The following is a 21,786-nucleotide window of genomic DNA, read 5'->3' on the forward strand; positions in this document are numbered from 1 at the left end:
CGTTGGCGAACGCTCCCCCTTGCGGGCCCGTGGAGCGCTGCTCCGGGTCCGTCCGGCCCAGAGAGGCGTCCCGAAGATGACGAACCGTGTGACGGCCCGAGCCACGACGTCCCGACGGCGGTGGCCCGCCGCCCCGCCGGCGCTGCTGCTGGCGCTGTCCGCCCTGCTGGCCGCCGCCGGCTGTGCGGGCGGCTCGCCGTCCGATCCGCCGCCCGCCGGGGCGGTGACGGCCGCACCGGCGGCGCTGAGCCCCTCCCCCACGGCCTCCCCGACGGCCACCCGCACCCTGCTGAGCCCCTCGCCCACGACGCCCGCGGCGTCGCCGACCACCCCGGCGACCACGCCCCCGGCGGCCACCGCGAGCGGGACGACGGTGCCGTTGACGCCCGAGGTGACGGCGAAGCTGGACGCGGCCGTGCAGCGGGTCCTGACGCAGGCCTCGGTGCCGGGGGTGATCGTCAACGTGTCGACGCCGCAGGGCGAGTACCTGAAGGCCTTCGGGGTGTCCGAGCGGGTGCCGGGCACGGCCATGGTGACCGGGCTCAACATGCGGGTCGGCAGCCTGACGAAGACGTTCACCGTCACCGCGCTGCTGCGGCTGGTGGACCAGGGCAAGCTGGGGCTCGACGACACGATCGGCACGTACGTCACGGGTGTGCCGAACGGCGAGAAGATCACCCTGCGCGAGCTGGCGAACATGCGCAGCGGCCTGTTCTCGTACACCCAGGACGAGGACTTCGTGCGCACCCTCCAGGCGGACCCCCAGCGCGCGTTCACCCCCGACCAGCTGCTCGCGTACGCGTTCCGGCACCCGGTGGACTTCGCGCCGGGCACGCAGTTCGAGTACTCCAACACCAACACGGTGCTGCTGGGCAAGGTGATCGAGAAGGTCGGCGGGCGGCCGCTCGGGGAGTTCCTGAAGAAGGAGGTGTTCGAGCCCGCGGACCTGGACCGCACGGTGTTCCCGACCGACAACGCGTTCCCGCAGCCGCACGCGCGCGGCTACACCGACCAGACGGCGGACGGCACGATCACCGACGCCACCGACTGGAACCCGTCCTGGGGCTGGGCGGCGGGGGCGGCCATCTCGGACCAGGGGGACATGAAGAAGTGGGCGAAGGTGCTGGCCACCGGCTCGCTGCTGAAGCCGCAGACCCAGGCGCAGCGTCTGGAGCCGCAGCCGTCGACGGTCCCGGGCAGCTGGTACGGGCTGGGGGTGTTCGACAACCACGGGTGGATCGGGCACAACGGTTCGCTGCCGGGCTACCAGTCGGTGGTGGTGTACCTGCCGTCGGCGCAGGCGTCGCTGGTGGTGCTGCTGAACACGGACGTCGAGTACCGGGGTTCGGCGCCGTCGACGCTGTTCGCGAAGGCGATCACGGAGGTCGTCTCGCCGGGGAACGTCTACGACCTGCCGGCCGCCCCGGCGGACGCGGACGAGCCGTCGGCGTCGGCGTCGGCGACGGTGTCCTCGTCGGTGAAGCCGCCGGAGGAGTCTGCCTGACGGGTCGGCCGGAGGGGTCGGCCCGGCCCCGCGCCCCGCCCCGGGTGCGCTCAGCCGCCGAGCACCCGGGCCAGGTCGTAGGAGACCGGCTCCTCCAGCTGCTCGTAGGTACAGCTCTCGGGCGTGCGGTCGGGACGCCAGCGGCGGAACTGGGCGGTGTGCCGGAAGCGGGTGCCCTCCATGTGGTCGTAGGCGACCTCGATGACGCGTTCGGGGCGCAGCGGGATCCAGGAGAGGTCCTTGCCGCCGGTCCAGCGGCTGGTGGCGCCGGGCAGCCGGGCGCCGGCGTGGGCGGCTTCGTCGGCCCAGGCGCCCCAGGGGTGGGCGGCGAGGTCGGTGGTGCGCAGCGGGGCGAGTTCCTCGGCGAGTTCGCGGCGGCGGGCCATCGGGAAGGCGGCGCAGACGCCGACGTGCTGGAGGCGGCCGTCGGCGTCGTTCAGGCCGAGCAGCAGGGAGCCGACGACGGGGCCGCTCTTGTGTTCGCGGTAACCGGCGACGACGCAGTCGGCGGTGCGTTCGTGCTTGATCTTGTACATGGCGCGTTCGCCGGGCCGGTAGGGCTGGTCGAGGGGTTTGGCGACGATGCCGTCGAGTCCGGCGCCCTCGTACTGGGCGAACCAGGTCCCGGCGAGGTCGCGGTCGGTGGTGGTGGGGGCGGTGAAGACGGGGTCGGTGGCGTCGGCGAGGGCGGTTTCGAGGGCGTGGCGGCGGGCGTCGAGGGGCTGGTCGAGGAGGGCGTCGTCGCCGAGGGCGAGCAGGTCGAAGGCGACGTAGGAGGCGGGGGTGCGTTCGGCGAGGAGCGTGACGCGGCTGGCGGCGGGGTGGATGCGTTCGAGGAGTTCCTCGAAGCGCAGACGGCCGTCGCGGGCGATGACGATCTCGCCGTCGAGGACGCAGCGGCGGGGGGTCTCGCGGCGCAGGGCCTCGACGAGTTCGGGGAAGTAGCGGGTGAGGGGTTTGCCGGTGCGGCTGCCGAGCTCGACCTCGTCGCCGTCGCGGAAGACGACGGTGCGGAAGCCGTCCCACTTGGCCTCGTACTGCATGCCGGGCGGGATCTTCGCGACGGACTTGGCGAGCATCGGGGCGAGGGGCGGCATGACGGGCAGGTCCATGGTCCCGATCCTCGCGCCGAACGTTCCGGGGCGCGCGGCGGGCGGGGCGCCCTTAGCGTGAGAGGCATGGGCTCTGCCGTGGAACTGGATGTCGCCGGGCGCACCGTCCGGCTGTCGAACCCGGACAAGGTGTACTTCCCGGAGCGCGGGTTCACCAAGCTGGACGTCGCGGAGTACTACCTGGCGGTGGCGCCGGGGGTGCTGCGCGGGTTGCGGGACCGGCCGACGACGCTGCAGCGGTTCCCGGACGGGGTGGAGGGCGAGTTCTTCTACCAGAAGCGGGCGCCGAAGGGCCTGCCGGAGTGGCTGCCGACGGCGCGGATCGCCTTTCCGAGCGGCCGCTCGGCGGACGAGATCTGTCCGACGGAGCCGGCGGCGGTGCTGTGGGCGGCGAACCTGGGGTGTCTGACGTTCCACCCGTGGCCGGTGCGCCGCTCGGACACCGAGCACGTCGACGAACTGCGGATCGACCTCGATCCGCAGCCGGGCACGGACTTCAGGGACGCGGTGCGGGCGGCGCACGAGTTGCGGGCGGTGCTGGAGGAGCAGGGTCTGCGGGGGTGGCCGAAGACCTCCGGCGGGCGGGGGCTGCACGTGTACGTGCCGCTGGTGGCGCGGTGGTCGTTCACGGACGGGCGGCATGCGGTGATCGCGCTGGGCCGGGAGCTGGAGCGGCGGCTGCCGGGGCGGGTGACGACGGCGTGGTGGAAGGAGGAGCGCGGCGAGCGGATCTTCGTCGACTACAACCAGATGGCGCGCGACCGCACGATCGCCTCGGCGTACTCGCTGCGGGCGCGGCCGCGGGCGACGGCGTCGGCGCCGTTGCGCTGGGAGGAGCTGGACGACGTGCTGCCGGAGGACTTCGACCTGCGGACGTTGCCGGCCCGGTTCGCCGAGCTGGGGGACGTGCACGCGGGGATGGAGGACGAGCGGTTCGGGCTGGAGGGGCTGCTGGAGCTGTACGAGCGGCAGGTCGCGGAGGGGGCGCACGGCGAGCTGCCGTATCCGCCGGACCATCCGAAGGCGGCGGGCGAGCCGACCCGGGTGCAGCCGAGCCGGGCGCGGAAGAAGGTGTGAGCGCGACCTCTAGGCTGGGTGGTCACTTGGATCACGGAGGGGCGGTTCTGCGGTGGGTGCACGGGGGTTGCGGGAGGTCCTGGCGGACGCGGCGGACGGGGTGTTCCCGCCGGCGGACGGGTCGGTGACGGTGGTGGCGCAGCCGTCGCCGCGCGAGGCGGGGGTGGTGGCGTTCTCCGCGCACACGGTGGTGTTCACGGACGAGGACCCGGCGTGGGTGCGTTCCGCGCTGGCGGCGGTGCCGGGCGATCCGCTGGCGGCGCCGCTGTGTCCGCCGTTCCTGAGCGCGTTCGCGCGGCGGACGGGGCGGGTGAACGGCACCATCGACCTGCTGACGGTGGCGGACCGGCTGCCGGGCGCGCCGCCGCTGGCGGTGGCGGAAGTGGCGGACCGGGAGCATCCGCGGGTGGTGCGGGCGCTGTGCCACCGCGACGACGTCCGGGTGTTCGAGGCGGACGGCGGGCGCGGGGTGCTGGTGCTGGGGCGCGGGGTGGCGGGGCGCTGGGAGTGCGCGATCGAGGTGGACGAGGCGGCGCGCGGGCGCGGCCTGGGGCGGGCGCTGGCGCTGGCGGCGCGGCATCTGGTGCCGCAGGGCGACCGGGTGTGGTCGCAGCAGGCGCCGGGGAACGCGACCAGTGTGCGGGCCTTCCAGGCGGCCGGCTACCGGCCGGTGGGGGCGGAGACGCTGCTGGTGGCGCGGTGAGCGCGCTCGTGGCCGTGCCCGAGGAGGCCCGGGCGCGCCTGGAGGTGCGTTTCGGGCCGGGCGCGCGGGTGTGGTGCGCCGGGTTGCCGGGTCTGGTGGACGCGCTGGCCGCGCGCTGGGGCCTGGCGGTGCGGGAGGCCGGCGGGGGCGGGACGGCGCGGGTGTTCCGCTGCGAGCGGCTCGCCGACGGCGTGCCGGTGTGGCTGAAGCTGACGCCGGATGCGGTGGTGGCGGCGCAGGAGGCGGCGGCGCTGGGTGCGTGGCGGGGTGTGCCGTCGGTGGTGCGGCTGCTGGGGTACGACCCGGCGTCGGGGGCGCTGCTGCTCGCGGACGTCCGGCCGGGGACGTCGCTGCGCGAGCGGGGCTGGCGGCCGGCGCAGGTGGCCCCGCTGCTGGGCGCGCTGCGCTCGGTGCCGGTGGACGGGGTGGACCTGCCGCCGTTGGCCGGGCGGCTGGAGTTCCTGTTCGAGCTGACCGGGCGCCGGGCGCCCGGCGTGCCGACGGCGCGGGCGCGGGCGCTGGCCCGGGAGCTGACCGGGCCCGGCGCCCCGGTGGCGCTGGTGCACGGCGATCTGCACCCGGCGAACGTGCTGCTCGGCCCGGACGGTCCGGTGGCGATCGACCCGCGCGCGTGCCTGGGTGATCCGGACTTCGACCTGGTCGACTGGGCGCTGGACGGTGTCGCCGACCGGGCGGCGCTGGTGGCCCGGATCGGCGACCTGACCGCGCTCGTCCCGGGGGCCGACGCCGGGCGGGTCCTCGCCTGGTGCCGGGCGACGGCCGTGGTGGTCGCCGCCCCGCGCCTGGCCGCGGGCCGCCGGGACGCCGGCACGGTGTTCCTGGCGGAACTGGCGGGCCTGTAGCGCTCAGCGCGCGGCCAGGGCGCCCGCGAAGGTCGCGAGCGCCCCGGCCAGCAGGACGGCCGTGACCACGCCGAGCACCACCCGCTTGCGCTGGGTGCGGTCGCGGTGGCGCAGCAGTCCCTGGACGGCGACGAATCCGGCGACCGGGAAGGCGGCGAGCGCGAGCAGCAGCAGGCTCAGCCAGTACAGGACCCCGCCGGTGCCGGCGAGGCGGCACTCGCCGTCGGCGGCGCAGGAGACCGGGACGCGCTCGTGGGTGTCGATCCGCCAGTCCGTCCGGGCGTGCTCGTTCGCCGGGCCGCCGTCGTCGGGGAGGAAGGTGCCGCGGCAGTCGCCGGTCGGGCCGAGCGCGGGCCGGTCGGCGTTGACGCGCAGGCACTGCTCGGCGACCAGCACGCCCCTGGTCCCGGCGAGGCCGCCGGCGTAGGCGAGCCCCTGGCCGGCGTGGGCGGTGCCGCGGCCGCCGACGACCAGCAGCGCGAGCACCGCCGCCAGGGTGACCACCATCGTGACCGCCGCCCGGAGCCGCCTCATGCCGGGGCCGTGGCGGCGATGATCCGGACCGCGCCGGTGATCTGGTCGTCCGTCAGGTCGCCCCGGGCGGTCAGCCGCAGCCGCGAGACGCCGTCGGGGACGGACGGGGGGCGGAAGCAGCCGACGGCGAGCCCGGCGCGGCGGCAGTCGGCGGCCCAGGCGACGGCGGCCTCGGGGCCGGGGGCGCGCACGGAGACGACGGCGGCGTCGGGGGCGGAGGCGTGCAGGCCGGCGGCGGTGAGGCGGGCGGCGAGGGTGCGGGCGACCTCGCGGGCGCGTTCGGCGCGATGGGGTTCGGCGCGCAGCAGCCGCAGCGCGCCGAGGGCCGCGCCGGCGGCGGCGGGGGCGAGGCCGGTGTCGAAGATGAAGGTGCGGGCGGTCTCGGTGAGGTGGCGGATGACGCGCCGGGGGCCGAGCACGGCGCCGCCCTGGGAGCCGAGGGACTTGGAGAGGGTGACGGTGGTGACGACGTCGGGCGCGCCGGCCAGCCCCGCCGCGGCGGTGGCGCCGGCGCCTCCGGGGCCGAGCACGCCGAGGCCGTGGGCGTCGTCGACGAGCAGCGCCGCGCCGCGGCGCCGGGCGGCGGCGGCGAGTTCGGCGAGCGGAGCGGCGTTGCCGTCCACCGAGAACACCGAGTCGCTGACCACCAGCGCCCGGCGGTGGGAGCGCCCGGCGAGCACGTCGGCGACGGCGTCCGGGTCGCTGTGCGGGGCGCGGTGCACCTCGGCGCGGGCGAGCCGGCAGCCGTCGATCAGCGAGGCGTGGTTGTAGGCGTCGGAGACGATCAGGGTGTCGGGGTCGGTGAGCGCGGTGAGCGCGGCGAGGTTGGCCGTGTACCCGGAGGAGAACACCAGCGCCGCCTCGGCCCCGCAGAAGGCGGCGAGCTCCTCCTCCAGTTCGGTGTGCAGCGCGGTGGTCCCGGTGACCAGCCGCGAGCCGGTGGCCCCGGCGCCCCAGCGCAGCGCGGCCTCGGCGGCGGCCCGGGTGACGGCGGGGTGCCGGGTGAGCCCGAGGTAGTCGTTGCCCGCGAGGTCGAGCACCGCGTCGTCGGCGTCCCGGCTGCGCAACGTCCGGGTCAGCCCGGCCCCGGCCCGCTGCCGGGCGCTCTCGTCGAGCCAGTCGAAGACGGCGCCCGGATCGGCGACGGCCGAGCCGTCGGCCTCGTCGGACGCCTCGAACACGCTGCGGTTGACCATGCCCGGCACTCTGGCACGCCCCACCAGCACCGGGCAACGTGCGCCGGCGCACACCCCCGGGCGGCCGAACCCCTCGACGCAACCTCCACTGCTCCCCGAATATGGCCTGAATTCACCTGTCATTCATCCGACCGACCGCCGTCCGCCGATTCCCGGGAATTCGGCCGATCGTTCGCGCTCCCCCGGTAGTGTCCCCACAAGTCGAACAGTCCTGGGGGGACTTGGTGGCAGACCTCGAATTCGAGCGACGGATGAACCCGTGGCTCTTCGACAGTTCCGGAAACCTCACCGCGGAGGCGAAGAAGCAGTTCCCCGATCTCGCGGCGGCCGCCGCCGGGGCGCCGGCGCCCGTCACGGTCCCACCGGCCTCCGGCGGCCCGTCCGTCAAGGCGAACCCCGGGATGATCCGCCAGGCCGGTACCAACGCCGCGGCCCTGCGCGAGGCCGTCCGCACCGAATGCGCGCAGCCCTCGCAGCACGTCACCGGCGCGGTCGCCGCGCTGGCGGGCTGGAACCTCTCCACCGCCCTCAACACCGCGTGGAGCGTCTGGTCGGGCCAGGCCCACACGCTCGGGGAAGCCGTCGGCACGATCGGCAAGAACCTGCACACCACCGCGCAGAACTACGAGAACACCGAGAGCGCGGTCCACAGCCAGTTCGCCCAGCAGCACGGCTGAGAGGGGACCCGACATGGTGACGTACACCCAGCTCCAGAAGGTCGACCTCACCGGCCTGAACGCGGCGGCGGGCGACTTCGAGAAGATGGTCCGCGGCTGGGACCTCTCGACCAGGATCCAGAACGAGGTGATCGGCCCCGTCCAGCAGTCCGGCTGGACCGGGCCGAGCTCCGAGTCCGCCGCCGGCGCCCTCACCCGGGCGCGCGACCAGATCCGCGCCGCCTTCGAGGAGGCCTCGGCGATCGCGCGCACGCTGCGCGACGCGCACGACGAGTTCACCGCCGCGAAGAAGGACCTCCAGGTGGCCGTCCAGCACGCCACCGAGCAGGGCCTGACCGTCACCGACGACGGCAGCGTCCACTGGCCGCCGGCCACCGACCCGGCCGACAAGCACGACCTCGACTACGCCGAGACCCGACGGGCGAGCGCCCAGGCCGCCGCCCAGGAGATCGGCAAGGCGCTGGACCGGGCCACCGAGGCCGACTCCGCCGCCGCCCTGGCCCTGGCGATGGACACCGGCAACGACACCAAGAGCTTCAACAGCAACCCGCTGGGCAGCGTCGCCGACGCGGAGGCCAAGCAGGCCGCCCAGATCCTCAGCCTCGGCAGTGCCGCCACCGACGCCCAGCTCGCGCAGCTGCAGGCCCTGCTCCAGCACCACTCCGGCGACCCCCGGTTCGCCACCGCCTTCTACGGCGGCCAGGACCCGGGCACCTTCCTCGCCTCCTACGGCGCGCTGGCGCAGAGCGGCGACTTCGCCGACAGCCCGGCCCGCAAGGCCGCCGTCAAGGGCATCCAGGAGGGACTCGGCCTCACCCTGGCCACCGCGACCAGCACCGGGCAGCAGCCGCACCTGCCCCCGGACTGGGGCGACCGACTGCGCCGGGCCGGCAGCCGGCACATCCAGCTCGGGCCCGGCGCCGACTACGACTCCAGCCCGTACGGCTACCAGATCCTCGGCAACATCCTGAAGCACGGGAACTACGACGCCGCCTTCCTGAAGCCGATCGCCGAGCACGTCACCCAGCTCACCCAGGAGAACCCGGCCCGGTGGGACGCGGTGGCGATGAAGGGCGGCGCGCCGTTCCAGGAATTCTGGTTCACCGGCACGCCGGACGAGAAGGACAACTACCACGGGTTCAACCCGATGGGCTCGGTGCTGAACGCGCTCGGGCACAGCCCGGACGCCGCCACCAGGTTCTTCACCGACCCGCCGACGACGTACTGGCCGGACGGATCGGTGAAGAGCACCGGCGGGACGAACCTCTACTTCAAACTGCTCACCGACACGGGCGACCGCTCGCCGCTGCGCGACGTCTCCTACCCGCTCGGGCCGAACAACGGCAAGGCCGGCCCGATGCAGGTGGAGGCGCTCGGCCACGCCCTGGAGGCGGCGGCGACCGGGCGGGCGTACGACGACGAGACGGGGCCGCTGCCGCCGCACAGCAAGGAGATGGCGCAGGTGATGCGGACGACGGTGGGCCTGTTCGGCGGGGAGAACGCGTCCGCGCTGCTCTACGACAAGGACAAGGCGCTCTTCGGCGAGTTGCAGGAGTCCCTCGGCAAGATGGCCGGTGCCTACATGGGCGACGTGCAGACCGCGCTGGCCCCTCCGTCCACCGTGCTGCCGATCAACGGGGAGATCGCCAAGCTCAGGGCGATCGACGCACAGCGTCTGCTGGTCACCCTCGGCCACAACCCGGAGGCCTATGCCGCGGTGGCCGCCGCGCAGCAGGCGTACACCACCGCGGCGATCAACGACGTGCTGCTGCACCCCGCCGACCACGGCGACCTGACCGCCGCCGCCCTCGCGTCCGCACAGCCCGGCGGCACCGTCGCCGGGCTCCTCAGCAAGGGCATGGTCGACGAGGTCATCACTGCCGGAAACGACAGGGACGAGGACTTCAACTCGGCCGTCAAGACCACACGCGAATGGGCCGGCACGATCTGGGGGGCCACGGCCGGACAGATCGTGGACCGGGCACCGGTCATCGGCCCGGTCGCCAACGAGATGGTCGACAAGATCATGGACGGTGTCGCCGAGAGCTACGAGGTGAACACCAAGCCGAAGACCGCCAACGACGCGCAGGTGGCGTACAACGCGGCGTTGGAGGGTGCCCAGGGGTCCGTCCAGGACGCGATCCGTGCGGCGGCCAGCCGGGCCGGCTTCGAACGGAACTACCTCAACGACCTGGCCCCCGCCGTGGAAGGCCAGATCAAGGGCGCGTTCGGCATCGGCATCGGAATCCCGTGGCAGGTCACCCATCCGAAGAAGGAGGACTGAAACGGTGCGGCGCAACAGCGGGCGGCTCGCGGTCGCAGCCCTGGTCACAGTGCTGGTGCTCGTCGGGGGCGGACTGTGGTGGTGGCAGCGGCCCTCGGGGTCGGCGGACGTGCCGGCCAGTGCGTGTTGGGGTCTGGTCACGGCGGGCGACCTGCGGACGCTCATGGACAACACCGGGAAGGCCAGCGAGGAGGCACCCATCACCCCGACCGATCTGTCGGGCCTGGCCGCCAAGGCCGACTGTAAGGTCAGCCGGGAGCCGCGGGAGTCGCCTCCCTTGGTGCAGATCATGGTGGATCAGCTCGACGAGGCCAGCTACCGCGCCGCCCTCGACCACGAGACCGAAAGGGCCGGCGCCGGGAAGAACGCGGTGCTCGACTTCGGGGTGGGGGTCGATGGCTGGCGCCAGGAAACCTTCTCCCTGTACCTGTTGCTGCGGTGCGACAACGGCCGGCCGGCGCGGCCTGGGACCATCTACCGTGAGATCTACCTCTGGGGTACCAACTTTTCCGTGGACCCGGCCTCTCTGGAGCGCACCCAGCTCTACGTCGACATCGCCCACCGCACCGCCCGGGAGATCGTCCGGCAGGAGGGGTGCCCCGACGTGCGGATCGGCGAGCGGGCGCCCGTGGTGGCGGGGTAGCTTTGCCGGGGGTGGCGGCGAGCAGGCAAGATAGCCGGGTGACCCTCCTTGATCTGATGCCGAAGCCCGCCACGCCCGACGCGCTGTACGAGACGTTCGCCGCCTGGACGCAGGAGCGCGGGATCTCGCTGTACCCGGCGCAGGAGGAGGCGCTGATCGAGCTGGTGTCGGGCAACAACGTGATCCTGGCGACGCCGACCGGCTCCGGCAAGAGCCTGGTGGCGGCGGGTGCGCACTTCGCGGCGCTCGCGGAGGGGCAGCGCACCTTCTACACCGCGCCGATCAAGGCCCTGGTGTCGGAGAAGTTCTTCGACCTGGTGAAGATGTTCGGGACCGAGCAGGTCGGCATGATGACCGGTGACGCGTCGGTGAACCCGACGGCGCCGATCATCTGCTGCACGGCGGAGGTGCTGGCGCAGATCGCGCTGCGCGACGGGGCCCGGGCCGACATCGGCCAGGTGGTCATGGACGAGTTCCACTTCTACGCGGAGCCGGACCGCGGCTGGGCGTGGCAGATCCCGCTGCTGGAGCTGCCGCAGGCGCAGTTCCTGCTGATGTCGGCGACGCTGGGCGACGTGCGGCGCTTCGAGGAGGACCTCACCCGGCGCACCGGGCGGCCGACCACCGTGGTGCGCAACGCGACGCGTCCGGTGCCGCTGTTCTACGAGTACCGGCGCACCACGATGCACGACACGCTGGAGGAGCTGCTGAAGACCGGCCAGGCGCCGGTGTACGTCGTGCACTTCACGCAGAAGGAGGCGGTGGAGCGGGCGCAGTCGCTGATGAGCATCAACATGAGCTCGAAGGCGGAGAAGGACGCCATCGCCGAGCTGATCGGCAACTTCCGTTTCACCACCAAGTTCGGCCGCAACCTGTCGCGTTACGTCCGCCACGGGATCGGTGTGCACCACGCGGGCATGCTGCCGAAGTACCGGCGGCTGGTCGAACGCCTCGCCCAGGCGGGCCTGCTGAAGGTGATCTGCGGGACGGACACGCTGGGCGTGGGCGTCAACGTGCCGATCCGCACGGTGCTGTTCACCGCGCTGTCGAAGTACGACGGGCAGCGGGTGCGGATCCTGCGCGCGCGGGAGTTCCACCAGATCGCCGGGCGCGCCGGGCGGGCCGGGTTCGACACCGTCGGCCAGGTGGTGGCGCAGGCGCCCGAGCACGTCATCGAGAACGAGAAGGCCGTCGCCAAGGCGGGCGACGACCCGAAGAAGAAGCGCAAGATCGTCCGCAAGAAGGCGCCGGAGGGCTTCGTCGGCTGGTCCGAGGAGACCTTCGAGAAGCTGATCGCCGCCGACCCCGAGCCGCTGGTCTCCCGCTTCAAGGTGAGCCACGCGATGCTGCTGTCGGTGATCGGCCGGCCCGGCAACGCCTTCGAGGCGATGCGCAAGCTGCTCACCGACAACCACGAGGACCGCGCCGCGCAGCGCCGGCACATCCGCACCGCGATCGCCATCTACCGCTCCCTGCTGGAGGGCGGCGTGGTGGAGCGGCTGCCGGAGCCGGACGCCGAGGGCCGGATCGTGCGCCTGACCCTGGACCTCCAGGAGAACTTCGCGCTCAACCAGCCGCTGTCCACCTTCGCGCTGGCCGCCTTCGAGCTGCTGGACCCGGCCTCGCCGTCGTACGCGATGGACGTGGTGTCGGTGGTCGAGGCGACCCTGGACGACCCGCGCCAGATCCTCGCCTCGCAGCAGAACAAGGCGCGCGGCGAGGCCGTCGGCGAGATGAAGCGCGACGGCATCGAGTACGAGGAGCGCATGGAGCGGCTCCAGGAGATCACCTACCCGAAGCCGCTGGAGGAGCTGCTCACCCACGCCTACGAGGTGTACCGCCGGGCCCACCCGTGGATCGGTGACCACCAGCTGCAGCCGAAGTCGGTGGTGCGCGACCTGTACGAGCGGGCGATGACCTTCTCGGACTACGTCGGCCACTACGAGCTGGCCCGCACCGAGGGCATCGTGCTGCGCTACCTGGCCGGCGCGTACAAGGCGCTGGAGCAGACCGTCCCCGAGGACGTCAAGACCGACGACCTCAAGGACGTCATCGCCTGGCTCGGCGAGCTGGTCCGCCAGGTCGACTCCAGCCTGCTCGACGAGTGGGAGCAGCTGGCCAACCCGACCGAGCCGCAGACCGCCGAGGTGACGCTGGACGAGAAGCCGGCGCCGGTCACCGCGAACGCGCGGGCCTTCCGGGTGCTGGTGCGCAACGAGCTGTTCCGCCGGGTGGAGCTGTGCGCGCTGGAGCACTACGAGGAGCTCGGCGCGCTCGACGGCGAGTACGGCTGGGACGCGGACCGCTGGGCGGACGCCATGGACGGGTACTGGGAGGAGTACGACGACCTGGGCACCGGTCCGGACGCGCGCGGCCCCAAGATGCTGATCATCGAGGAGGAGGACTCCGCCTGGCGGGTCCGGCAGATCTTCGACGACCCGGAGGGCGACCACGACTGGGGCATCAGCGCCGAGGTCGACCTCTACGGCTCGGACGAGGAGGGCCGCGCGGTGCTGCGGGTCACGGCCGTGGACCGGCTGGACGGCTGACGCACCGCCGGCCCGGCACCGGCGCGCGCCGGAACGCCTGAACGGTGGTGCGGTGGTGCGGTGGAGCCGTCCCGGCGAGGGAGGCTCCACCGCGGACCGGCCGGACCGTTACATCCAGACGAACGGCGCGCCGGCGGTGAACGAGATGGCCCGGGTGGCCTCGTCGAGCAGCTGGTCGAGGTTGGCGGCGCTCGGCGAGGGCACCGGCAGCGGGCTCACCGAGGCGCCGGACGGACTCGGCGAGCCGGTGCCCGCACCGGTGGCGACGATCGCCCCGGGGTGCGCCTCGGCGGGCCGCGAGCTGGTCACCGTCACGTAGTGGCCGACGAGTTCGACCCGCGGCTCGGTCGCGGGCCGGGCCAGGGCGGTGGGCAGGGCGGGGGCGGTGGAGGCGTCCGGGAGGATGAAGGCCACCGAACCCGGCTTGGCCCGCAGCGACTCGGCGGCCTTGGCGGCCGTCGGGGCGTCGGCGAAGCGCAGCAGGGTGATGCTGCTGAGCACCGGCTTCTCCTGCGCGGTGAAGCTGACGGCCAGGTAGCCCTTGCAGCCGGCCTCCCGCAGCAGCTCCAGGGTGCGGTCCTGGAGCACCTCGGTGCAGTTCTCGCCGCGCCGCACCCCGGAGCGCTTGCCCTTGTAGCTGCCCGACTCGACGATCCGCTGGGCGGGGAAGTACACGTCGACGTCGAGGGCCTCGGGGTCGGCGACGGTGCGCGCCGGCGGGTCGCCGACGATCGGCGGGGTCTTGGACGCCTCCTTGCTGGAGGGGCCGAGCCCCGGTATGTAGTCACCGGGCGTGGGGCGGGTGACGATCCAGCCGCCGGCCGCCACCACGCCCGCGACGGTGACCCAGCCGACGACCCGTCGGGCGGTCACGCGTCTGGCCCGGTACGACCCGGGTTGCCGCTGGGACGTGTGCTCTGCCGATGGCCCGTCCGGTCGTTCTGCCGATGACGGGGCGCGCTCCCCCTGCGTGGTCATGCGGCAGATTGTATGCAGGTCACGGGTGGTGAAGATCACGGGGTCGGGGGCCCGCGAGGGGCCCCGGGGAGCCCCCGGCACCCGACGTGACCTGCGCCACTACCGTGAGCTGCGACACTGTGACAACTCGCACAGCTTCCCGGGGATCTTCTGGTGGGTTTCCTCTGGCGTCCGTCGCGGGGCAGCAGGCAGGATCAGCCCCATGGATCTGCTCGATACCCTCACCGCCAAGGGCCTGCGTGGGGAGACCCCCACCCGCGAGGAGGCGCTCGCCGTTCTCGCCACCACCGACGACGACCTGCTCGACGTCGTCGCGGCCGCCGGTCGGGTGCGCCGGCGGTGGTTCGGCCGCCGGGTGAAGCTCAACTACCTGGTGAACCTGAAGAGCGGGCTGTGCCCGGAGGACTGCTCGTACTGTTCGCAGCGCCTGGGCTCCAAGGCCGAGATCCTGAAGTACACCTGGCTGAAGCCGGGCCAGGCCGCCGAGGCGGCGAAGGCGGGCGTGTCGGGCGGCGCCAAGCGGGTCTGCCTGGTGGCGAGCGGCCGCGGCCCGACGGACCGTGACATCGACCGGGTGACCGACACGGTGGCCGCCATCAAGGAGGCCGACCCGGCGGTGGAGGTCTGCGCCTGCCTGGGCCTGCTCTCCGACAACCAGGCCGAGCGGCTGAAGGCGGCCGGCGTCGACGCCTACAACCACAACCTGAACACCTCCGAGGGCACCTACGGCGACATCGCCACCACCCACACCTACGCGGACCGGGTGGACACCGTGCAGAAGGCGCACGGCGCGGGCCTGTCGGCCTGCTCGGGCCTGATCGCCGGCATGGGCGAGAGCGACGACGACCTGGTGGACGTGGTGTTCGCGCTGCGCGAGCTGGGCTCGGACTCGGTGCCGGTGAACTTCCTCATCCCCTTCGAGGGCACGCCGCTGGCCAAGGAGTGGAACCTCACCCCGCAGCGCTGCCTGCGGATCCTGGCGATGGTGCGGTTCGTCAACCCGGACACCGAGGTGCGGATCGCCGGCGGACGCGAGGTGCACCTGCGCAGCCTGCAGCCGCTGGGCCTGCACATCGCCAACTCCATCTTCCTGGGCGACTACCTGACCAGCGAGGGCCAGGCCGGGCAGGCCGACCTCGACATGATCCGGGACGCCGGCTTCGAGGTGGAGGGCATGGGCGAGGGCACCCTGCCCCGGCACCGGGCGGACGTCGCGGCGCAGGCGTCCGGCGGCTGCGGGACGGCGGCCCCGGCGGCGGGCGGCTGCGGCAGCGGCGGCGGCTGCGGCCCGTGCGGCGGGCACGCCCACGGCGAGGCCGCGGCCGGCCCGGAGGCGGCTGCCACCGAGCCGGCCGACAGCGAGCCGGCCGGGGCCGACGAGGCGCGCACCGACCTGGTGCGGGTGCGCCGCCGCGGCGCCGGCACCGAGCTGGCACCGAACGCCTGAGCCCCACCGCCGCAGCCCCCGAACACCCCGGAAAGCCCCCTCCCCATGACCCAGCTGTCCACGGACACCCTGCTCGCGCTCGACCGGGCGCACGTCTGGCACCCGTACGGGCCGATGCCCGGCACCTCCATCCCGTACGTGGTGGAGTCAGCCTCCGGCGTGCGGCTGCGGCTCGCCGCACCCGCCCCGGGCGGGCACCGCGAACTCGTGGACGGCATGTCGTCCTGGTGGGCGGCGATCCACGGCTACGGGCACCCGGTGCTCGACGAGGCGGTGCGCGGGCAGCTGGGCCGGATGAGCCACGTGATGTTCGGCGGGCTCACCCACGAGCCCGCCGTGCGGCTCGCCGCCACCCTGGTCGAGATCACCCCGGAGCCGCTGCGGCACGTCTTCCTCGCCGACTCCGGCTCGGTGTCCGTCGAGGTCGCGCTGAAGATGTGCCTGCAGTACTGGCAGTCGGTGGGCCGGCCGGGCAAGCGGCGGGTGCTGACCTGGCGCGGCGGCTACCACGGGGACACCTTCCACCCGATGTCGGTGTGTGACCCGCAGGGCGGCATGCACCACCTGTGGGGCGGGGTGCTGCCCGAGCAGCTGTTCGCGCCCGAGCCGCCGGCCGGCTTCGACGCCCCGCTCGACGCGCAGTACGCGGACGGCTTCGCGGAATTGATGGAGCGTCATGCCGGCGAGCTGGCGGCCGTGATCGTCGAGCCGGTGGTGCAGGGCGCCGGCGGAATGCGCTTCCACTCCCCCGCCCACCTGCGGATGCTGCGCGACCTGTGCGACCGGCACGAGGTCCTGCTGGTCTTCGACGAGATCGCCACCGGCTTCGGCCGCAGCGGCGCCCTGTTCGCCGCCGACCACGCGGGCGTCGCGCCGGACGTCATGTGCCTGGGCAAGGCGCTGACCGGCGGCTACCTCACCCTGGCGGCCACGCTCTGCACGGCGGAGGTCGCCGACGGCATCAGCCGCGGCGAGATGCCCGTGCTCGCGCACGGGCCCACGTTCATGGGCAACCCGCTGGCCGCGGCCGTCGCCAACGCCTCGATCGGCCTGCTGCTCGACCAGGACTGGCGCGGCGAGGTCGGACGGATCGAGGGCGGGCTGCGCGCGGGCCTGGCGGACGCGGCCGCACTGCCCGGCGTCAAGGACGTCCGGGTGCTCGGCGCGATCGGCGTCGTCCAGCTGGACCACCCGGTGGACATGGCGGCGGCGACCGCGGCCGCCGCGCGGGAGGGCGTCTGGCTGCGCCCCTTCCGGGACCTCGTCTACACGATGCCGCCGTACGTGACCGGCGACGAGGACGTGGCGCGGATCGCCGCGGCCGTGACGGCGGCGGCGGTGGCCGGATGAGCGGGACGGCGGGGATCCGGACCGGGGAAAGAACGGCGGACGTGCAGGACGGGGAGGCGACGGCCGGCCGGGTCGTCTTCGTGACGGGCACGGGCACCGAGGTCGGCAAGACCGTCACCACGGCGGCCGTCGCCGCGAGCGCGCTGCGCGCCGGGCTGCGGGTCGCGGTGCTCAAGCCCGGGCAGACCGGCGTCGCACCGGACGAGCCGGGGGACGCCGCGGAGGTCGGCCGGCTGGCCGGGCCCGCCGCCCCGGCGCCGGACCGGCTGACGCTGCGTGAACTCGCCCGCTACCCCGAGCCGTTGGCGCCGGACACGGCCGCCCGCCGCTCCGGGCTGCCGTGCCTGGCGGCGGAGGACGTGGCCAAGGAGGTGGCCGGCCTCGCCGAGCGGCACGACCTGGTGCTGGTCGAGGGCGCGGGCGGACTGCTGGTCCGCTACGACGAACAGGGCCGCACGCTGGCCGACCAGGCCCGCGCCGTGCGCGACCTCGGCCTGCCCGCCGAGGTGCTGCTGGTCGCCTCCGCCGGGCTCGGCACGCTCAACACCACGGCGCTGACGGCGCAGGCGCTCACCGCGCGCCGGCTGCCGCTGCTCGGCGTGGTGGTCGGCGCCTGGCCGGACTCCCCCGCCCTCGCGGACCGCTGCAACCTGGCCGACCTGCCGCGCGTGGCGGGCGCCCCGCTGCTCGGCGCGCTGCCGCAGCACGCCGACCGGTCCGGGGACTTCCCCGCGCTCGCCGTCGAGGCGCTCGCACCCGCGCTGCACGGCCGCTGGGACGCCGCCGCGTTCACCGCCGCGCACGGCGCCGGCTGAGCCGCCCGGCCGGTGCCGGGGCTGCCTCGTCCGCCCTCGGGCCCGCGCCACCCGTCCGCGCGACGGAACGCCGCGATTGTCGCTCGAACGGGTGAGATCCCGCCCCGAGGCGGCCCGGCGCGCGGTGGCGCTCAATACCGTTCTCGGCATGACGGATGGCGATGGCCTGATGGTGGACGAGGCCCTGCGGGCCCTGGCGGCGCTCGAAGCGGCTTGGAAGGACGACGACGAGGCCCTGACCGCGCTGGCCGCGCGGGGACCGGCCGAACGGCCGCTCGCCGCCCTGGTCGCGCTGTACGGCGAGCACGCGGTCGACACGCTGATGGCGCTGGCCTTCGGGCTGCGCTCCAGCATGACCGACGAGGAACTGGCCGAACTCACCGACGCGGTGAGCTCCAACATCGGCGCCCGGATGAGCGCCCTGCTCACCCGGACGCTCTGCGCCTGGGGCGAGACGGCCGGGGACGACCTCGCCGTGGTGAAGGTGATCGCCCACGCGGTGATCGACGCCATGCGGGCCGTCACCGAGGAGCCGAGCAAGACCGACGTGCTGCCGCTGCTGGCCACCTTCCGCACCTACGCGCTGAGCAACAGCGGCTGAGGGACGGCCCGCCGTCGGCCGGTGGCCCGCAGGCGATCCCCCCCGTGAGTGCACCCGCGTTCCGGCCTTTCCCGGGGATTCCCGGCGCGTTCGCCACCGAACCCGACGGCGGAATTCCGGCGTTCCGGCCGGCTGCTAGGCTCCGCCGCATGGATCCGGATTCCGATTCCCCGCGCTTTCGGTCTTCGGGCGGCTCACGGCTGTCGGCCGGCCTCGTCGGGCTGTGGGCGGTTTTCCTGCTGCTGGACTTCCTGGCGAACGGCCGGTGGTGGTTCTGGCTGATACCCACGCTGGCGCCGCCGCTGCTCTTCCTCGCCGTCCCGGTGGCCCTGCTCGCCCTGGTGTGGACGGTCCCGGCCCGGGCGGCGCGGCGCTGGCTGGTGCCGGCGGCCGTCGCGCTGCTGGTCGCCGGACTGCCCCGGGCGGGCCTCAACTGGTCGGCCCTGGTGCCCGGTTCGCCGGCCGCGGCGGCCCCGGCGGCCGGGCCGGAACTCTCGGTGTTCTCCTGGAACACCGAGTACTGGGACACCACCGACGACCCGGACGCCTTCTACCGCTTCCTGCGCTCCCGCGACGCCGACGTCTACCTGCTCCAGGAATACCTGGAATGGTCGCACGGCTCCCACCACGAGGTCGACCAACTCGACCGCATCCACCGGGAGTTCCCCGGCTACCAGGTGGTGGCCGACGGTGAGCTGATCACCCTCTCCCGTTTCCCCGTGCTCGCCGCCCCACCGGTCGGCCCGGCGCTCGCCCCGGACGCGCCCTGGGCGGAGCGCTTCGACCGGCGCAAGGTGCTGCGCACCGACGTCGATGTGCACGGGCGCACGGTGTCCTTCTACAACGTGCACATCCCGGTGCAGGTGGAACCCCGGGAGTCGGTGTTCGACGGCGCGTTCTACCGGGTGGTCCGGGAGGCCGACACCGCCCGCCGCGAACAGTTCACGGCCCTGGAGCGCGACGCCGCCGCCAACCCGAACCCCCTGCTGATCGCCGGCGACTTCAACACCAGCCCCGCCATGGCCGACCTCGACCCGCTGCGCGCCCGCTTCGACGACGCCCGCTCGGCGAGCGGCGAGCTCTACCCCGGCAGCTGGGGCGGCGTCCTCGGCACCGACTGGTGGCGCCTGGACTGGGCGTTCACCAACCGGGGCCTCGCCGTGCGGCATTACGCCTTCGTCGACGACCGAGGGCTGTCCGACCACCGGGCCCAGGACCTGCGGATCTCCCTGCGCCACTGACCGCCCGACCACCGGGTCCGGCCCCCGCGGACGGCGCTACAGGGCGGCCCCGTCCAGGCGCCTGCGCTGCTCCGGCGTCAGCGTCACGTCGAGCGCGCCGAGCGCCTCGTCGAGCTGGGCGACCTTGCTCACCCCGACCAGCGGCAGGATCCCCGCCTCGTGGTCGAGCAGCCAGCTGAGTGCCACCTGGTTGACGGTGGCGCCGGTCTCCTCGGCCACGGCGCGCAGGGCGGCGAGGCGCTTCGGCGTGCCCGGGTGGTCGTAGGCGGCGCCGATCGCGACGTCGTCGCGGGTGAGGCCGCCGGACAGGATCGGGCTGTAGACCCAGAGCCGCAGATCGCCCTCGGAGCGCACGTAGTCCAGGAGTTCGGACGTCACGTGCACATGGGCCGAGGAGGGCAGCGGCACGTCGAAGCGCGGCTGGAGGTAGGAGTACCGGTACTGCAGGTGCGCGTAGCGCGGGCCGTCACCGGCGAGCGCGCGGGCCCGCTCGACCCGCCACACGGCGTGGTTGCTGGCACCGACCGCGCCCGCCCTGCCCGAGGTCACCAGCCCGGCCAGGGTCTGCACGGTCTCGGCGAGCGGCACCGAGCGGTCCTCGATGTGCGTCCAGTAGACGTCGACGTGGTCCGTGCCGAGGCGCCGCAGGCTGCCCTCGATGCCGGCCAGGACCGCCTTCGCGGACAGCCCCTCCGCCGCCTCCAGCCCGGCCCCGGGCACCGTGGGCCGGGCGCCCACCTTGGTGCTGATGACGACCCGGTCGCGCGCCCCGCGGCTGGCCAGCCAGCGGCCGATGACGGCTTCGCTCTCGTCCCCGGTGGCGCCGTCGAGCCAGAAGGCGTAGTTGTTCGCGGTGTCCAGGACCGTCCCGCCGCGCTCGACGTAGTGGTCCAGGAGCCGGAACGAGGTCTCCTCGTCGACGATCGTGCCGAAACCCAATGTGCCCAGGACGATCGTCCGCTGAGGAACCGTCATCGGTTCGCACCCCTCCCGTTGTGGTCCGGACCATTCAAGACCGGTTCGCGATCACCCGCAACGGTTTCCCGGGTCACTTGAGGAGGAACACCGACGCCGCGAGCGTCAGCGCCACGCTCCCCCCGAACGCCGACCCGGCCCACAACGCCGCCTCCGTCGCCCGCGCCCCCAGCCGGGTGCGGAGGATGAACGCGACCAGCCCGACGTCGGCGGAGAAGAGCACCGCCACCAGCAGCCCCACCGCCCGCCCACCCACGCCGGCCGGCGCCGCCACGGCTACCAGTCCGCGGCGCCGGCCTCGAAGAAGTCGCTCAGGCAGCCGGGTTCCCGCGCCGCCGCGCCCCCGGTCCCGGCCCCGGCCGTCAACCGGTCGGCGACGAGGCGCAGTTCGCCGGGCGTCCGGCCGGCCAGGGCGCGGAAGTCGCGGTTCATGTGGGCCTGGTCGTGGTAGCCGCTCATCGCCGCCACCTCGGTGAGGGAGAGGTGGGCCGCCCGGCCGGAGAGGGCGAGTGCGCGCTGGAAGCGGAGGATCCGGGACACCGTCTGCGGCGGCACGCCGACGTGGTCCCGGAAGACGCGCTGGAGCCGGCGCTCGCCGCGGCCGGTCGCGGCGGCGAGTTCGCGCGCGGTCAGCCCGCCGTGCGCCTCGCGCAGCCGCTGCCAGGCCTCGACGGCCAGCCCCGGGGCGGACGGGGCGGCGGCGAGCCGTGGTGCGAGGGCGTCGTCCACGACGGCCCAGCGGGCGTCCCAGTCCGGCGCCTGCGCCAGCCGTTCGGTGAGCCGCGCGGTCCAGCCCGGGCCCATCGCCTCGTCCGGGTGGGCGGCGGTGTTGGTGAGCAGGTGCAGCGGCAGGCCGAGGACCCGGGACGCCCCGACGGCCGTGAACTCGATCTCCACGGCGAGGCCCGACCCCCGGAACCCCGCCAGCACCGGTGCCGTCTGCAGGCCGGCGATCATCGCCTGCCGCGTCTCCGCGCGCCGCGTGCCGCCGAGACCCTGACGGATGTGCAGCGGTTCGCCCCAGCCCACCAGCAGGGTCACGGCGGCGCTGGGCAGCGTGACCCTCGGGTTCTGGACACCGACCGACCGGTACCCGCGGACCCTGACCACGTCACCGCGCATCCACGGCGGTGGCCGCCGTTCGACGTTCTCGCCCCGCTCGTCGGCCGTCCCGCCGCTCCTCGCCCCCATGTCCCCTCCTCGCCCTCGGCGCGCGGACTCCCCGCCGCGGCCCACC

The 21,786-nt window shown here is 74.2% G+C and carries 20 protein-coding genes; 13 read left to right on the forward strand and 7 right to left on the reverse strand.

The window, feature by feature from the left end:
- Positions 1-76 precede the first annotated feature (76 nt).
- Positions 77-1,504 (forward strand): serine hydrolase domain-containing protein, encoded by a 1,428-nt coding sequence (locus ACFXAM_RS08700; protein WP_380288854.1) that lies wholly within the window; start codon positions 77-79, stop codon positions 1,502-1,504.
- A gap of 50 nt (positions 1,505-1,554) precedes the next feature.
- Here ACFXAM_RS08700 and ACFXAM_RS08705 read toward each other — a convergent pair whose 3' ends face one another.
- Positions 1,555-2,616: an ATP-dependent DNA ligase gene (locus ACFXAM_RS08705; RefSeq protein ID WP_380288856.1), complete on the reverse strand. Its 1,062-nt coding sequence runs from the start codon at positions 2,614-2,616 to the stop codon at positions 1,555-1,557.
- Between the two features lie 66 nt (positions 2,617-2,682).
- Between ACFXAM_RS08705 and ligD the strand changes: the two genes are divergently transcribed.
- From ligD to ACFXAM_RS08720, 3 genes are all read left to right on the forward strand, one after another.
- The gene (gene ligD, locus ACFXAM_RS08710) at positions 2,683-3,693 is read left to right on the forward strand and encodes a non-homologous end-joining DNA ligase (RefSeq protein ID WP_380288858.1); all 1,011 of its coding nucleotides are present in this window, start codon (positions 2,683-2,685) and stop codon (positions 3,691-3,693) included.
- A gap of 67 nt (positions 3,694-3,760) precedes the next feature.
- Entirely contained in the window at positions 3,761-4,396 is a 636-nt protein-coding gene (locus ACFXAM_RS08715; protein WP_380288860.1) for a GNAT family N-acetyltransferase, read from the forward strand.
- Positions 4,393-5,259 (forward strand): aminoglycoside phosphotransferase family protein, encoded by an 867-nt coding sequence (locus ACFXAM_RS08720; protein WP_380288862.1) that lies wholly within the window; start codon positions 4,393-4,395, stop codon positions 5,257-5,259. Before ACFXAM_RS08715 ends, ACFXAM_RS08720 begins: the two co-directional genes overlap by 4 nt.
- 3 nt (positions 5,260-5,262) lie before the next feature.
- Here ACFXAM_RS08720 and ACFXAM_RS08725 read toward each other — a convergent pair whose 3' ends face one another.
- Together ACFXAM_RS08725 and ACFXAM_RS08730 are read right to left on the reverse strand one after the other, a co-directional pair.
- Positions 5,263-5,793 carry a hypothetical protein gene (locus tag ACFXAM_RS08725; protein ID WP_380288864.1) on the reverse strand — a complete coding sequence of 177 codons (531 nt, stop codon included), beginning with the start codon at positions 5,791-5,793 and terminating at the stop codon, positions 5,263-5,265.
- The gene (locus ACFXAM_RS08730) at positions 5,790-6,989 is read right to left on the reverse strand and encodes an 8-amino-7-oxononanoate synthase (protein WP_380288866.1); all 1,200 of its coding nucleotides are present in this window, start codon (positions 6,987-6,989) and stop codon (positions 5,790-5,792) included. The genes ACFXAM_RS08725 and ACFXAM_RS08730 overlap by 4 nt, the downstream gene beginning before the upstream one ends.
- A 224-nt stretch (positions 6,990-7,213) precedes the next feature.
- On the opposite strand from ACFXAM_RS08730, the gene ACFXAM_RS08735 reads away from it, so the two are divergent.
- From ACFXAM_RS08735 to ACFXAM_RS08750, 4 genes are read left to right on the forward strand one after another with little or no spacing between them, the layout of a single operon-like run.
- Entirely contained in the window at positions 7,214-7,666 is a 453-nt protein-coding gene (locus tag ACFXAM_RS08735) for a WXG100 family type VII secretion target (protein ID WP_380288868.1), read from the forward strand.
- Positions 7,667-7,679: 13 nt separating this feature from the next.
- Positions 7,680-9,950: a hypothetical protein gene (locus ACFXAM_RS08740; RefSeq protein WP_380288870.1), complete on the forward strand. Its 2,271-nt coding sequence runs from the start codon at positions 7,680-7,682 to the stop codon at positions 9,948-9,950.
- Positions 9,951-9,954: 4 nt separating this feature from the next.
- Positions 9,955-10,593, forward strand: a complete 639-nt coding sequence (locus ACFXAM_RS08745; RefSeq protein ID WP_380288872.1) for a hypothetical protein — start codon at positions 9,955-9,957, stop codon at positions 10,591-10,593.
- A gap of 56 nt (positions 10,594-10,649) precedes the next feature.
- Positions 10,650-13,142: a DEAD/DEAH box helicase gene (locus ACFXAM_RS08750; protein WP_380288956.1), complete on the forward strand. Its 2,493-nt coding sequence runs from the start codon at positions 10,650-10,652 to the stop codon at positions 13,140-13,142.
- A gap of 108 nt (positions 13,143-13,250) precedes the next feature.
- Here ACFXAM_RS08750 and ACFXAM_RS08755 read toward each other — a convergent pair whose 3' ends face one another.
- Positions 13,251-14,015, reverse strand: coding sequence for a hypothetical protein (locus tag ACFXAM_RS08755; RefSeq protein WP_380288874.1), 765 nt, complete (start codon positions 14,013-14,015; stop codon positions 13,251-13,253).
- A 307-nt stretch (positions 14,016-14,322) separates the two neighbouring features.
- On the opposite strand from ACFXAM_RS08755, the gene bioB reads away from it, so the two are divergent.
- The 5 genes from bioB to ACFXAM_RS08780 all read left to right on the forward strand — a co-directional run bounded on the left by bioB (position 14,323) and on the right by ACFXAM_RS08780 (position 19,574).
- Positions 14,323-15,567 (forward strand): biotin synthase BioB, encoded by a 1,245-nt coding sequence (gene bioB, locus ACFXAM_RS08760; RefSeq protein ID WP_380288876.1) that lies wholly within the window; start codon positions 14,323-14,325, stop codon positions 15,565-15,567.
- Between the two features lie 45 nt (positions 15,568-15,612).
- The gene (locus tag ACFXAM_RS08765; protein WP_380288878.1) at positions 15,613-16,917 is read left to right on the forward strand and encodes an adenosylmethionine--8-amino-7-oxononanoate transaminase; all 1,305 of its coding nucleotides are present in this window, start codon (positions 15,613-15,615) and stop codon (positions 16,915-16,917) included.
- A gap of 41 nt (positions 16,918-16,958) precedes the next feature.
- A complete protein-coding gene (gene bioD / locus ACFXAM_RS08770; RefSeq protein WP_380288880.1) occupies positions 16,959-17,732 on the forward strand; it encodes a dethiobiotin synthase in 774 nt (257 codons plus the stop codon).
- Positions 17,733-17,880: 148 nt separating this feature from the next.
- Entirely contained in the window at positions 17,881-18,333 is a 453-nt protein-coding gene (locus ACFXAM_RS08775) for a hypothetical protein (protein ID WP_380288882.1), read from the forward strand.
- 149 nt (positions 18,334-18,482) lie between these two features.
- Positions 18,483-19,574, forward strand: coding sequence for an endonuclease/exonuclease/phosphatase family protein (locus ACFXAM_RS08780; protein WP_380288884.1), 1,092 nt, complete (start codon positions 18,483-18,485; stop codon positions 19,572-19,574).
- Between the two features lie 36 nt (positions 19,575-19,610).
- Here the strand turns inward: ACFXAM_RS08780 and ACFXAM_RS08785 are convergent, their stop codons facing one another.
- From ACFXAM_RS08785 to ACFXAM_RS08795, 3 genes are all read right to left on the reverse strand, one after another.
- A complete protein-coding gene (locus ACFXAM_RS08785; RefSeq protein WP_380288886.1) occupies positions 19,611-20,549 on the reverse strand; it encodes an aldo/keto reductase in 939 nt (312 codons plus the stop codon).
- A gap of 73 nt (positions 20,550-20,622) precedes the next feature.
- Positions 20,623-20,823, reverse strand: coding sequence for a hypothetical protein (locus ACFXAM_RS08790; protein ID WP_380288888.1), 201 nt, complete (start codon positions 20,821-20,823; stop codon positions 20,623-20,625).
- Positions 20,824-20,825: 2 nt separating this feature from the next.
- Positions 20,826-21,740, reverse strand: a complete 915-nt coding sequence (locus ACFXAM_RS08795) for a helix-turn-helix domain-containing protein (RefSeq protein ID WP_380288890.1) — start codon at positions 21,738-21,740, stop codon at positions 20,826-20,828.
- Positions 21,741-21,786 lie beyond the last annotated feature (46 nt).

Origin of the sequence: Kitasatospora sp. NPDC059462, from assembly GCF_042749955.1 — a bacterium.
In the GTDB taxonomy this organism is placed as follows: domain Bacteria; phylum Actinomycetota; class Actinomycetes; order Streptomycetales; family Streptomycetaceae; genus Kitasatospora.